Here is a 12,425-nt window from a genome sequence, read left to right as displayed (position 1 = left end):
CGAAACGTCAGGGCGGCAATAGGATTACTTGCGCAGCCGAAGCTGCTGCAAATTACCATCAATCTGTAAATCTGAACGTAACCGCGCGATATCCCGGCAGATGAAGGCCATTTCGCGGTTGTCCTCCAGTTTCTTACGCCACTTCTGCGGTACCTCGTCAAGGCGGGCGTAAATCTCTTCCAGCGTTTTAAATTCCGTCAGCAACTGCGTGGCACTTTTCGCGCCGATGCCTGCCACGCCCGGCACCTTCGAACTGCTGATACCGGCAAGTCCCCAATAGTCGGGTAGTTGCTCCGGCGTAACGCCAAATTCGGCGGCGATGAAGGGCGCATCCAGCCAGCGTTTCTGGAAATAGTCACGAATGCGAATGGTCGGGGAAAGTAGCTGGCAGTAGCCTTTATCGGTCGAAACGATCGTGGCTTCATGCCCGGCCTGCGCCACTTTGACGGCCAGCGTGGCGGCGAGATCGTCGGCCTCGTTGCCCGCGGACTCCCAACTGCGCACGCCGCTGCGGGCGAAGGCGGCGCGAAGCTGCGGCATTTCACTCTGCAAATCGTCCGGCATCGGTGCCCGGCCGGCCTTGTAGTCAGGCAGTTTCTGATGACGCCAGCTCACGTTGCGTGCTTCATCATCGAAGACCGCCACCGCGTGCGTCGGCTGGCTATGAATAATCAACTGTTCGAGGGCGTGCTGGCAGGCGTCTACGCACGGCGATCCCTGTACCGCATGAATACGGCGGATCAGATTCAGCGCATCGACAATAAGTAAATGAACGGCCACGGGTATCCTCCTTTAAACCTGGCGTCAGGGTATCACCGTGAAACAGGAGAGGCTATAAAGCGAGAATAAATCAGGAAGATGCCTCGCAAAACGAGGCATCATAGCATTGGCAAAGCGACTTCGCAGGGGAAACGGCGGGATTGTGTTCCGTTACCCACGGTAAGCGCCATGCCACCGTTAATCGCAGGTCACAATCTTCATCGCCAGCCCGCCGCGCGAGGTTTCACGGTATTTGGCGTTCATGTCCTTGCCGGTCTCGTACATCGTCTCAATGACTTTATCGAGACAGACGCGCGGCTCGCTGGTGCGACGCAGCGCCATGCGGGCGGCATTGACCGCTTTTACCGCGGCAATCGCGTTACGCTCAATGCACGGCACCTGTACCTGACCGGCCACCGGATCGCAGGTCAGACCGAGGTTGTGCTCCATGCCGATCTCCGCGGCGATGCATACCTGACCAGGACTGCCGCCCAGCAACTCCGTCAGACCTGCCGCCGCCATCGAGCAGGCCACGCCGACCTCGCCCTGACAGCCGACTTCCGCGCCGGAAATAGAGGCGTTCATCTTATACAGCGAGCCAATCGCACTGGTGACCAGCAGGTAGCGGGCCAACGAGTTGGCGTTCACTTCACGGATAAATTTATTGTAATAGGCCAGCACGGCCGGAACGATGCCACACGCGCCATTGGTCGGCGCAGTCACCACCCGTCCCCCGGCCGCGTTTTCTTCGTTGACGGCCAGTGCGAACATATTGATCCAGTCCACCACCGCCATCGGATCGCTGGTGGTTTTATCCTGGCTTACCAGCATCCTGCGCAGGGCGGCGGCGCGACGAGGCACCCGCAGCTTGCCCGGCAGAACGCCTTCGGTAACGCTGCCGTGTTCAATTCCGCCGCGCATCACGTCCCATACGTTATTGAAGTGCTGTTCCAGCTCTTCTTTGCTGTGCAGAGCAAGTTCGTTCTGCATCATCAGGCCGGAGAGCGACAGGCCGCTGTCGCGACAGTGCTGTTGTAAATCCGCTGCGGTTTTATACGGATACGGCACGCTGACCGGCGCGTCGGAAGACTGACCGAAGTGTGCTTCATCGACGATAAAACCGCCGCCGATAGAATAATACGTCTGGCTGTACACCGCGTTTTCCCCGGCCAGGGCGGTAATACGCATCCCGTTTTCATGCAGCGACAGGTTGTCGGCATGGAAATTCATGCACTGGTCGACCGGGAATTCCACTTCATGCTGACCATGCGCCAGCAGCAGGCGTCCGTGGGTATTCACATCCTGGATAAACGCCGGGATCGCCGCGATATCCACGCTGTCCGGCAGATTTCCCGCCAGCCCCATGATAATGGCGATATCGGTATGGTGGCCTTTACCGGTCAGAGAAAGAGAACCGTAGACATCCACCACCACGCGGGTGACATCGAACAGCAGGCCCTGAGCAATCAGGTCGTCGGTAAACTGTTTACCCGCTTTCATCGGGCCGACGGTGTGCGAACTGGAGGGGCCAATGCCGATTTTGAAAATATCGAAAACGCTAATCATAATGCGTCCACTGAGGTAATGAAGCGCGCCACCCGAAGATGGCGCGGGGGAGTTAACTGAACAGGGAGTAGAAAATCGCAGACATGGCGACCAGACCCATCAGCACCACAAAGGCATTGCTGATATGGCCGCTGTATTTACGCATGGCCGGGACTTTCTGAATCGCGTACATCGGCATCAGGAACAGGATCATGGCGATAATCGGCCCACCCAGCGTTTCGATCATGCCGAGGATGCTTGGGTTCAGCGTTGCCACAATCCAGGTCGTCACCAGCATAAACAGCGCGGTAAGGCGGTTCAGCTTGTTGATCTCAATAGACTTACCTTTACCACGCAGGGTTTTAATAACCATGCCGTTAAAGCCTTCGCGCGCGCCAAGGTAGTGGCCGAGGAAGGATTTAGTGATAGCAATCATCGCAATGATCGGGGCCATCCAGGCAATCAGCGGCGCGTTAAAGTGGTTCGCCAGATAGGACAGGATGGAGATGTTCTGTGCTTTAGCTTCCGCCAGATCCGCCGGGGAGAGGCTCAGCACGCAGCTAAACACGAAGAACATCACCGTCAGCACCATCATGATGTGAGCGAAGGCCAGAATGCGGGAGCATTTTTTCTCCGCGTCCACGCCATATTCTTCACGTTTTGCCACGGCAAAAGAGGAAATGATCGGCGAGTGGTTGAAGGAGAAAACCATCACCGGGATCGCCAGCCACAGCGTCATCCACAGGCCATTACCGGTAGGGGTAACAGACTCGAAAGAGAGCGAATCGAATGCCGCGCCGCTCCACTGTGGGATCAGGTACAGCGCCAGCAGCATCAGGGCGAAGACAAACGGGAAGACCAGGATACTCATCGCCTTAACAATCATCTGCTCGCCGAAGCGCACGATGGTCATCATACCGACAATCAGGATCAGCGACAGGATCGCCCGCGGCGGCGGGGTCATCATCAACTGGTGCGTCATAAAGCTTTCGACGGTGTTGGTGATGGCGACGCTGTAGACCAGCAGGATCGGGTAGATAGCGAAGAAGTAGAGCAGGGTAATCAGTTTACCTGCGCCGATACCAAAGTGCTCTTCTACCACTTCGGTAATATCTTCACCCGGATTTTTACCGGACAGCACGAAGCGGGTCAGGCCACGGTGCGCAAAGAAGGTCATTGGGAAGGCAAGGATCGCCATGATAATCAGCGGGATCATCCCGCCAACACCTGCGTTGATTGGCAGGAACAATACGCCCGCGCCAATCGCCGTGCCGTAAAGGCCCAGCATCCACATGGTATCTGTTTTACGCCATGTACTCTGCGCTTTGGCAGAGGTGATGGTGCTGGTTTGAGTGGTTTCCATCTGTTTCTCCTGAGGAAGCTAAAATTCAATTTACTGGTCAAATTCAATGCAAAATTGGGTATGTGTAGTATGAAATTCGTCAGGTAAGCGATTTTTTATAATTTTTTGCCGTAACTATTTTCGCGGCGAAAGATACATTTATGTTATCAATGCATCAGTGATCCCGATCGCAATTACAATAATCTACTTCTTATGTGTGGTTATTTAGACCATTTATCTGCCATTTTTTACCCTTATAGCGTTTATGGGCGCAAAGGCTAGCATCCGCAGGACGCTTTTTGAAAGTCGTGGAGGGAACTAACGATATTTGCACTGTAAAATGCGTTTTTTATGGCGTTTTGGCGGGCGTAAATATAATTAAATCAAATAAATCACCACCATTTATCCCGATTAATGGGTTCAGGAAGCATAATAAAACGGCAAGGAATAAGGGCGACCTATGGGTCGCCCTGGAGGATTATTTGCAGATTTCGTAGCAGGGGATGTAGGCGGAGCCGGGGAGCTTCATACGATGCTGCGCGACAAAGCCCTGGAGCAGGTCGTCCATACGGCGCATCATCTCGCTGTCGCCATGAATTTTGTAAGGACCGTATTTCTCAATCGCCCGAATACCGACTTCTTTCACGTTGCCCGCGACGATGCCGGAGAAGGCGCGACGCAGGTCCGCCGCCAGGACCTCGACCGGCTGGTCCGGGTACAGTTTCAGGTTCGCCATGTTTTCATGCGACGGCTCGAACGGCAACTGAAGGTCCGGCGCAATACGGATTGACCAGTTAAAGCTGTAGGCGTCGCCAGTTTCACGGCGGCACTCTTTCACCAGCGGCATCGCTTTTTTCATCTGCCGCGCCACTTCGGCGGCGTCATCAATGATGATTTGATAGTGACGACGGGCCGCCTCGCCCAGCGTACTGACGATAAACTCATCCAGCACGCGGAAGTAGTCGGCGCTCTCTTTCGGCCCGGTGAGGATCAGCGGCAGAACTTGATCTTTGTTAGCCGGATTCATCAGAATGCCCAGCAGATAGAGCAGTTCTTCCGCTGTACCCACGCCGCCGGGGAAGATAATGATCCCATGTCCAATGCGCACAAACGCTTCAAGACGCTTTTCGATATCGGGCATGATAATCAGTTCGTTGACCAGCGGGTTTGGCGGTTCAGCGGCAATAATGGATGGTTCGGTCATGCCAATAAATCGCCCGTCTTTATAGCGTTGCTGCGCGTGGCCGACCGCTGCGCCTTTCATCGGCGCTTCCATCGCGCCCGGTCCGCAGCCGGTGCAAATATTCAGCTCACGCAGACCCAACTGGGTGCCGACGCGGCGCGCGTACAGGTACTCTTTTTCGTTGATCGAGTGACCGCCCCAGCACACGACCATGCTCGGCGCTTCGCCAACGTGCAGCGCCCGGGCGTTGCGCAGGATCGAGAAAACCAGGTTGGTGATGTGAGCCGAGCTTTCGAGGTCGAGATCGGGATAACGAACGGTGTTGTGGATCTGGCCGTAGACGAAAAGGATATCGCGCAGGACGGCGAACAGGTTGGCCTGTAACGAGCGGATAATTTGCCCGTCAACAAACGCCTCTTCCGGGGGATTGATTAACTCAAGTTTGACCCCGCGCTCGCGGCGCAGGACGTTGATATCGAAATTCTCAAAACGTGACAGCAACTCTTTACTGTTATCGGTGAGACTCCCTGAGTTAAGAACGGCAAGTGAACAGTTACGAAACAGTTGATAAATATCGCTGCTGGCCGTGCGTTTAAGCATGTCAACTTCCAGTTGCGACAACATATCCATTGAGCCAAGGGGGCTTACATGTGTAATCAAGTGAACTCCTTATGGGGCGATAATCGCCGCTCCCTGTGATTACAATAGCCCCCACGACCCGGTTTTCACAACCCGCGATCGGTGCAAGATCGCAGTTATGAACAAAATATTCATCTACTGACGTACCAGCCTGCCAGTCGCAGGGGTGAAGTCGGTATTAGTACGCCAGGGGTTAATATCCAGCCCGCCCCGGCGCGTATAACGCGCGTAAACGCTGAGCGTTTCCGGCTGGCAGAAACGCTGAATATCATTAAAAATGCGCTCCACACACTGCTCGTGAAACTCATTGTGATGGCGGAACGAGACCAGATAGCGCAGCAGCTTTTCCCGGTCGATGGCCGGGCCGCGATACTGGATCTGCACCGAACCCCAGTCCGGCTGATGGGTGATCAGGCAGTTGGATTTCAGCAAATGGCTGACCAGTGATTCTTCTACTACCTCGCCGCCAGCCGCATTTTTAAGAAAGTCGGCGTTAAATTCATAGCTCTCAATCTCAATATCCTGACCGTCGATGCATACACCGTTGAAGGGCGCGATGGGCTGGCCTTCCAGTTCATCAAGATGATACAGCGTGACCTGGACGTTACCCTGTGCGCAGGCGCTCAAATCACGCGCCAGCGTGGCCTGGACGTCCTCCCAACTGGCAAAACGCGTCTGGTTAAAGCTGTTCAGATAGAGCTTAAAGCTTTTCGATTCCACCAGGTTGAGGCTGGCGTAGTCGAGTTGCACCTGGCCGACCGCGACCTGCGGTAAGCCTTTCGCGTTCAGCCATGAGAGTTCATACAGCGTCCAGATATCCCCCCCGTGAAAGGGCAGATTGTCCGCACGCAGGCCCAGCGGATCGCGATTCAGGCTTCTTGGCACGCCCTGTAATAACGTCGCGTCGTAGGTGTCACGGTAACGGGTGGTTTTACCGAGGGTCAGGCCGGAAAGCGCCTGATGGTTTTCATAGGAAGACATGTTTCACCGTTATAAAGCAGGTACACTATCGCACAAGTGTATCCTGGCCGACGTAAAGAGAGAAATCAGTGGACCCACAAACTGCACAGGCGCTGAAAGCGTTTACCCAACGTTATTGTGATGCATGGCGGCACGAGCATACCAGCTGGCCGCAGAGTGAGGCGCTTCACGGCGTGCCTTCGCCCTGCATTGTTTCCTCCACCGACCATATGGTGCTCTGGCAACCGCAGCCATTTGACGGCGAACCCGGCCTCAACGCGGTTGAGCGGGCGATGGATATTGTGATTCAGCCCTCAGCGCAGGCTTTTTATACGACGCAATATGCTGGTGACATGCCGGCGCGGCATGGCGCAGAAACGTTCATGCTGTTGCAAACGTGGAGTGCGGATGATTTCCGTCGTGTTCAGGAGAATCTAATCGGACACCTGGTAACCCAGAAACGCCTTAAGCTTTCACCGACGCTCTTTATTGCGACGCTGGATAGCGAACTGGAGGTCATTTCGGTGTGTAATCTGCGTGGTGAGGTGGTACTGGAGACGCTGGGAACCGCTAAACGTCGCGTTCTCGCCCCTTCGCTTACGGATTTTCTTAGCCAACTTGAGCCAGTGTTGTAAGCCATTGCCCCAGGTAGCTTGTAAGAGATCTCTCACACTGCCTGTGAGAGATCGCAGAGAATATGTTCTTCCATAATTTGTCCAGATCATGATTAATACAATATTAATCATAGAGATAGTTTTTTCATTACCGCTTTTAAGTAAAACTTTTCTTAAGGCATTGTCTTAAGACTAGTTGTAAGACGCTAAGGAATAGACGATTCTATGTCCGTCGACAGGGAGTCGCAAACGAAGCGAACATCAGGATGATGACGCTTCACAGGGACACACCAGGATGGTGCTTCAGGGAAGGCTTCAGGATGAAGTTAAGGGATATGCAGGACGCATAGTAAGGACACCTCCAGGAAGGAGAAAGTGAGCCGGACAGGATGCCCGGTGGGTCAGGATGGCCAGGGACTCACTTAAGGAAAAGTGCTATCGCATCGGGGTGGTGTGAGCAGGACGCAGTGTTTAAGGATGAACAGGTCAGGAGACCAACAGGAAAAGTTGTCATGGATGAGCAGGGAGCATCATAAAAAGTAGCGGGATGGCTGCGAAACGAACCGGGGGCACTGTTTAACAGTGCCCCCTTTTTTTTGTTTCTGCGTAACTAATGCTATCCTTCGCGCCAGATTTTTAGAGTCTATGAGGTTTCCATGACACTCCACGATAGCGTGCGTGAGCAGTTGCATATCATTGAAGCGCTGCTGCGTAAACATGACCACTGGCAGGCCAGCGTGCCGGACGCCAGCGCATTTGAAAGCACTCAACCGTTCTGTATGGATACGCTGGAGCCGCTTGAATGGCTACAGTGGGTGCTTATCCCGCGGATGCACGCGCTGCTGGAAAGCGGCCAACCGCTGCCGCAGTCTTTTGCCATTGCGCCCTATTATGAGATTGCTCTCGATGCCAGCCATCCATTGCGCGATGAGGTCGTCTTCGAACTTCAGCAACTGGACGCCTTTTTTACGGATGATAACGCCTGATGCTGGAGATCCTCTGGCAGGACGAGTGGCTGGTGGCGGTTAATAAGCCCGCCGGCTGGCTGGTGCATCGCAGTTGGCTGGATCGCGATGAAAAAGTGGTGGTGATGCAGACGGTGCGCGACCAGATTGGTCAGCATGTTTTTACCGCGCATCGTCTGGACCGGCCCACCTCCGGCGTGCTGCTGATGGGGCTGTCAAGCGAAGCCGGGCGCCGGCTGGCACAGCAGTTTGAGCAGCATCAAATCCAGAAACGCTATCATGCCATCGTGCGCGGCTGGCTGACGGATGACGCGGTGCTGGATTATCCGCTGGTCGAAGAGCTGGATAAAATCGCCGATAAATTCGCTCGTGAGGATCGGCAGCCGCAGCCGGCGGTAACGCGCTATCGCGGGCTGGCAACCGTCGAAATGCCTGTCGCCACCGGACGCTATCCGACGACCCGCTATTCGCTGGTCGAACTGGAACCGGAAACCGGGCGTAAACATCAGTTGCGTCGCCATCTTGCGCATCTGCGCCATCCAATCATCGGCGACAGTAAACATGGCGATTTGCGTCAGAACCGCAGCGCGGCGGCGCATTTTGGCTGTCAGCGTTTGATGCTGCATGCCAGCCAGCTTACGCTGACGCATCCGTTTACCGGCGAGCCGCTGATCCTGCGTGCCGGGCTGGACCCGGTGTGGATGGACGCGCTGACCCATTTCGGCTGGCGCACGCTTCTCCCCGATAATGAAAGGGTTGAGTTTCCGCCGGATACCTACCAGGATAGTGCAGACGCATAATCAGGGAGTTAACAAATGGCGGAGATTGGGATTTTTGTCGGCACCATGTACGGCAACGCGCTGCTGGTGGCGGAAGAGGCTGAGGCTATCCTTAATGAACAAGGGCACCGCGCTCGGGTGTTTGAGGATCCGCAGCTGGCAGACTGGCAGCCTTATCAGGAAGGCTACGCGTTAGTGGTGACGTCCACCACCGGACAGGGCGACCTGCCGGACAGCATTGTGCCGCTGTATCAGGGGATCCACGATAAACTCGGCCATCAGCCGAAGCTGCGCTATGGCGTTATCGCGCTGGGTGACAGCACCTATTCGCACTTCTGCGGCGGTGGTAAAAAGTTCGACCAGCTGCTTCAGGAGCAGGGCGCTCAGCGCATCGGCGAAGTGCTGATGATTGATGCCAGCGAAGATCCCGAACCTGAAACGGTTTCCAGCCCCTGGGTGGAACAGTGGGGCGCACTGTTAAAGTAGAAGCGCCGCTCTCTCCCTGGACAGAGCGCGTATAGCCAGACTAAATCGAGTTAGCTTCAGGCAAATGCCAGTAAAACCCTTTGCAATAAAGGGTTTTTAACGGACAATTACCCCACGTCAAGCGAGCTATTTCACACTCCTGCAAACCCCTTTTCCTTACCCGGCGTTAATATGCGCCTGATTTTCAATTCCGTGAAGTATCGCCCACTGCATTGGGCTAAAGCCATAAATCCCCGTTTGAGTCCTGATGAATGCTGTGCGCATGCACGGTGAGGCCCCACCACTCTCGTCATACACTTTTCTGGCTAGTCAAAAAAGAGCAGTAAAACGGGCGATAACGACCCTTAGTTAAAAAACTGCGAAAACACTAACACGTCATTCTGATTACCCTACGGTTGTGCTGTTCAGAATGAGCGTAGCTACAGGCTATGATTCAGGAGTACAACAATGAGTTCATTAAGCAATACGGCGAGCGCCGCTGAAAAGCGGACCAATGCTCGCTACTGGATAGTGGTGATGCTGTTTATCGTCACCTCGTTTAACTATGGCGACCGCGCCACGCTCTCTATCGCCGGCTCCGAGATGGCGAAAGATATCGGGCTTGATCCGGTCGGCATGGGATACGTTTTCTCCGCCTTTTCCTGGGCATATGTTATTGGTCAAATACCGGGCGGCTGGCTGCTCGACCGTTTTGGCTCAAAACGCGTTTATTTCTGGTCCATCTTTATCTGGTCGATGTTCACCCTGCTGCAGGGGTTTGTCGATATTTTCAGCGGCTTCGGCATCATCGTCGCGCTGTTCACCCTGCGTTTTCTGGTCGGCCTGGCGGAGTCGCCTTCCTTCCCCGGCAACAGTCGCATCGTGGCGGCCTGGTTTCCGGCGCAGGAGAGGGGAACGGCGGTCGCTATTTTTAACTCCGCGCAATATTTTGCCACCGTCATCTTCGCCCCAATCATGGGCTGGTTAACGCATGAAGTGGGCTGGTCGCACGTCTTCTTCTTTATGGGCGGGCTGGGCATCATCCTCAGCTTTATCTGGCTGAAAGTGATCCACGAGCCGAATCAGCATCCGGGCGTAAACAAGAAAGAGCTGGAGTATATTGCTGAAGGCGGCGCGCTGATCAATATGGATCAGAAGAGTAACAAGCAAAAAGTGCCGATGAGCGTCAAGATGGGGCAGATCAAACAATTGGTCGGGTCACGCATGATGATCGGCGTCTATCTCGGTCAATACTGTATTAATGCCTTGACCTACTTCTTTATCACCTGGTTCCCGGTGTATCTGGTGCAGGCGCGCGGGATGTCGATCCTGAAAGCGGGCTTTGTGGCTTCGGTTCCGGCGATCTGCGGCTTTGTCGGCGGCGTCCTGGGCGGGATTATTTCCGACTGGCTGATGCGGCGTACCGGCTCGCTGAATATTGCCCGTAAAACGCCTATCGTGCTCGGTATGCTGCTCTCGATGGTGATGGTGTTCTGTAACTACGTCGAAACCGAATGGATGATTATCGGCTTTATGGCGATGGCGTTCTTCGGTAAAGGTATCGGTGCGCTGGGCTGGGCCGTCATGGCGGACACCGCACCGAAGGAAATTAGCGGTCTTTCCGGCGGTCTGTTCAATATGTTCGGCAACATCTCCGGTATCGTGACGCCTATCGCTATCGGTTACATCGTCGGCACAACCGGCTCCTTTAACGGCGCGCTGATTTACGTCGGTATTCACGCGCTGGTGGCGGTACTCAGCTATCTGGTACTGGTCGGCGATATCAAACGTGTCGAGTTGAAACCCGTAGTGGAGAGATAACCATGACAACGCAATCAAGTCCTGTTGTAACGGATATGAAGGTCATTCCGGTGGCCGGTCATGACAGTATGCTGCTGAACATTGGCGGCGCGCATAATGCGTACTTCACCCGTAATATCGTGGTGCTGACGGATAACGCCGGGAACTCCGGCGTAGGCGAAGCGCCCGGCGGGGAGGTGATCCTGAAAACGCTGACCGATGCCATTCCAATGGTGGTGGGTCAGGAAGTGGCGCGTCTGAATCAGGTGGTACAGCGCGTCCACAAAGGCAACCAGGCGGCGGATTTCGATACCTTTGGTAAAGGCGCGTGGACCTTCGAACTGCGGGTGAACGCGGTTGCCGCGCTTGAAGCGGCGCTGCTCGACCTGCTGGGTAAAACCCTCAACGTGCCGGTATGCGAACTGCTCGGGCCGGGGAAACAGCGCGATGCGGTAACCGTGCTCGGTTATCTGTTTTACGTCGGCGATCGGAGCAAAACCGATCTGCCCTATCTGGAAAGCACGCCGGGCAATCATGAGTGGTATCACCTGCGCCACCAGGAGGCGCTGAACAGCGAGACGGTAGTGCGTCTGGCAGAGGCGTCTCAGGATCGTTACGGTTTTAAAGACTTTAAGCTCAAAGGTGGCGTGCTGCCGGGCGAGCAGGAAATTGATACCGTTTGCGCGCTGAAAAAACGCTTCCCGCAGGCGCGCATTACCGTAGACCCCAACGGCGCATGGCTGCTGGATGAAGCCATTGCTTTATGTAAAGGGCTGAACGATGTGCTGACCTACGCCGAAGATCCGTGTGGTGCCGAGCAGGGCTTTTCCGGCCGCGAAGTCATGGCCGAGTTCCGCCGCGCCACCGGCTTGCCCGTCGCCACCAATATGATCGCGACTAACTGGCGTGAAATGGGACATGCGGTGATGCTTAACGCCGTCGACATTCCGCTGGCCGATCCACACTTCTGGACGCTCTCCGGCGCGGTGCGCGTGGCGCAACTGTGCGACGACTGGGGCTTAACCTGGGGCTGCCACTCCAATAATCATTTTGATATTTCGCTGGCGATGTTTACCCATGTTGGCGCGGCCGCGCCGGGCACGCCGACCGCCATTGATACTCACTGGATTTGGCAGGAGGGCGATTGCCGTCTGACCAAAAATCCGCTGGAAATAAAAGACGGTAAAATTGCCGTCCCGGACGCGCCAGGGCTTGGCGTGGAGCTTGACTGGGAGCAGGTACAGAAAGCGCATGAGGCTTATAAAAAGCTTCCTGGCGGCGCGCGCAATGATGCTGGCCCGATGCAGTATCTGATCCCCGGCTGGACATTTGACCGTAAACGTCCTGTTTTCGGCCGTCACTGATTAAAAAGGA

The 12,425-nt window shown here is 55.1% G+C and carries 11 protein-coding genes; 6 read left to right on the top strand and 5 right to left on the bottom strand.

From position 1 onward, the window contains the following. Positions 1 to 24: 24 nt before the first annotated feature. The 5 genes from xni to queF all read right to left on the bottom strand — a co-directional run bounded on the left by xni (position 25) and on the right by queF (position 6,449). Complete coding sequence (gene xni, locus ACMGGS_RS01205; protein WP_414164710.1) at positions 25 to 780, bottom strand: flap endonuclease Xni; 756 nt, start codon at positions 778 to 780, stop codon at positions 25 to 27. A 177-nt stretch (positions 781 to 957) separates the two neighbouring features. After that, positions 958 to 2,325: an L-serine ammonia-lyase gene (locus tag ACMGGS_RS01200; RefSeq protein ID WP_414164709.1), complete on the bottom strand. Its 1,368-nt coding sequence runs from the start codon at positions 2,323 to 2,325 to the stop codon at positions 958 to 960. A 52-nt stretch (positions 2,326 to 2,377) separates the two neighbouring features. Then, entirely contained in the window at positions 2,378 to 3,667 is a 1,290-nt protein-coding gene (locus tag ACMGGS_RS01195; protein WP_176919373.1) for a serine/threonine transporter, read from the bottom strand. A gap of 457 nt (positions 3,668 to 4,124) precedes the next feature. Next, positions 4,125 to 5,489: a nucleotide 5'-monophosphate nucleosidase PpnN gene (ppnN, locus tag ACMGGS_RS01190; RefSeq protein WP_194208237.1), complete on the bottom strand. Its 1,365-nt coding sequence runs from the start codon at positions 5,487 to 5,489 to the stop codon at positions 4,125 to 4,127. Positions 5,490 to 5,603: 114 nt separating this feature from the next. Further along, positions 5,604 to 6,449: an NADPH-dependent 7-cyano-7-deazaguanine reductase QueF gene (gene queF, locus ACMGGS_RS01185; protein WP_414164708.1), complete on the bottom strand. Its 846-nt coding sequence runs from the start codon at positions 6,447 to 6,449 to the stop codon at positions 5,604 to 5,606. A gap of 68 nt (positions 6,450 to 6,517) precedes the next feature. Between queF and syd the strand changes: the two genes are divergently transcribed. The 6 genes from syd (at position 6,518) to ACMGGS_RS01155 (ending at position 12,415) form a co-directional block, all read left to right on the top strand. After that, the gene (gene syd / locus ACMGGS_RS01180; RefSeq protein ID WP_414164707.1) at positions 6,518 to 7,063 is read left to right on the top strand and encodes a SecY-interacting protein; all 546 of its coding nucleotides are present in this window, start codon (positions 6,518 to 6,520) and stop codon (positions 7,061 to 7,063) included. Positions 7,064 to 7,698: 635 nt separating this feature from the next. Continuing rightward, positions 7,699 to 8,028: a YqcC family protein gene (locus tag ACMGGS_RS01175; protein ID WP_414164706.1), complete on the top strand. Its 330-nt coding sequence runs from the start codon at positions 7,699 to 7,701 to the stop codon at positions 8,026 to 8,028. Beyond that, positions 8,028 to 8,807, top strand: coding sequence for a tRNA pseudouridine(65) synthase TruC (gene truC, locus ACMGGS_RS01170; RefSeq protein ID WP_414164705.1), 780 nt, complete (start codon positions 8,028 to 8,030; stop codon positions 8,805 to 8,807). Before ACMGGS_RS01175 ends, truC begins: the two co-directional genes overlap by 1 nt. 15 nt (positions 8,808 to 8,822) lie before the next feature. Continuing rightward, entirely contained in the window at positions 8,823 to 9,272 is a 450-nt protein-coding gene (locus ACMGGS_RS01165) for a flavodoxin (protein WP_414164704.1), read from the top strand. Positions 9,273 to 9,719: 447 nt separating this feature from the next. Further along, the gene (gene gudP / locus ACMGGS_RS01160; protein WP_414164703.1) at positions 9,720 to 11,072 is read left to right on the top strand and encodes a galactarate/glucarate/glycerate transporter GudP; all 1,353 of its coding nucleotides are present in this window, start codon (positions 9,720 to 9,722) and stop codon (positions 11,070 to 11,072) included. A 2-nt stretch (positions 11,073 to 11,074) separates the two neighbouring features. Beyond that, complete coding sequence (locus ACMGGS_RS01155) at positions 11,075 to 12,415, top strand: enolase C-terminal domain-like protein (protein WP_414164702.1); 1,341 nt, start codon at positions 11,075 to 11,077, stop codon at positions 12,413 to 12,415. Positions 12,416 to 12,425 lie beyond the last annotated feature (10 nt).

This window comes from Superficieibacter sp. BNK-5 (assembly GCF_047456055.1).
Lineage (GTDB): Bacteria > Pseudomonadota > Gammaproteobacteria > Enterobacterales > Enterobacteriaceae > Superficieibacter.
The sequence above is the reverse complement of the archived record's forward strand: the minus strand, read 5'-3'. Positions and strand labels throughout refer to the sequence as shown.

Coding starts and splice junctions, on each gene's coding strand:
- ACMGGS_RS01175 (WP_414164706.1), top strand. CDS start 7,699: ATGACACTCCACGATAGCGTGCGTGAGCAGTTGCATATCATTGAAGCG.
- ACMGGS_RS01200 (WP_414164709.1), bottom strand. CDS start 2,325: ATGATTAGCGTTTTCGATATTTTCAAAATCGGCATTGGCCCCTCCAGT.
- queF (WP_414164708.1), bottom strand. CDS start 6,449: ATGTCTTCCTATGAAAACCATCAGGCGCTTTCCGGCCTGACCCTCGGT.
- ACMGGS_RS01165 (WP_414164704.1), top strand. CDS start 8,823: ATGGCGGAGATTGGGATTTTTGTCGGCACCATGTACGGCAACGCGCTG.
- ACMGGS_RS01155 (WP_414164702.1), top strand. CDS start 11,075: ATGACAACGCAATCAAGTCCTGTTGTAACGGATATGAAGGTCATTCCG.
- truC (WP_414164705.1), top strand. CDS start 8,028: ATGCTGGAGATCCTCTGGCAGGACGAGTGGCTGGTGGCGGTTAATAAG.
- ACMGGS_RS01195 (WP_176919373.1), bottom strand. CDS start 3,667: ATGGAAACCACTCAAACCAGCACCATCACCTCTGCCAAAGCGCAGAGT.
- gudP (WP_414164703.1), top strand. CDS start 9,720: ATGAGTTCATTAAGCAATACGGCGAGCGCCGCTGAAAAGCGGACCAAT.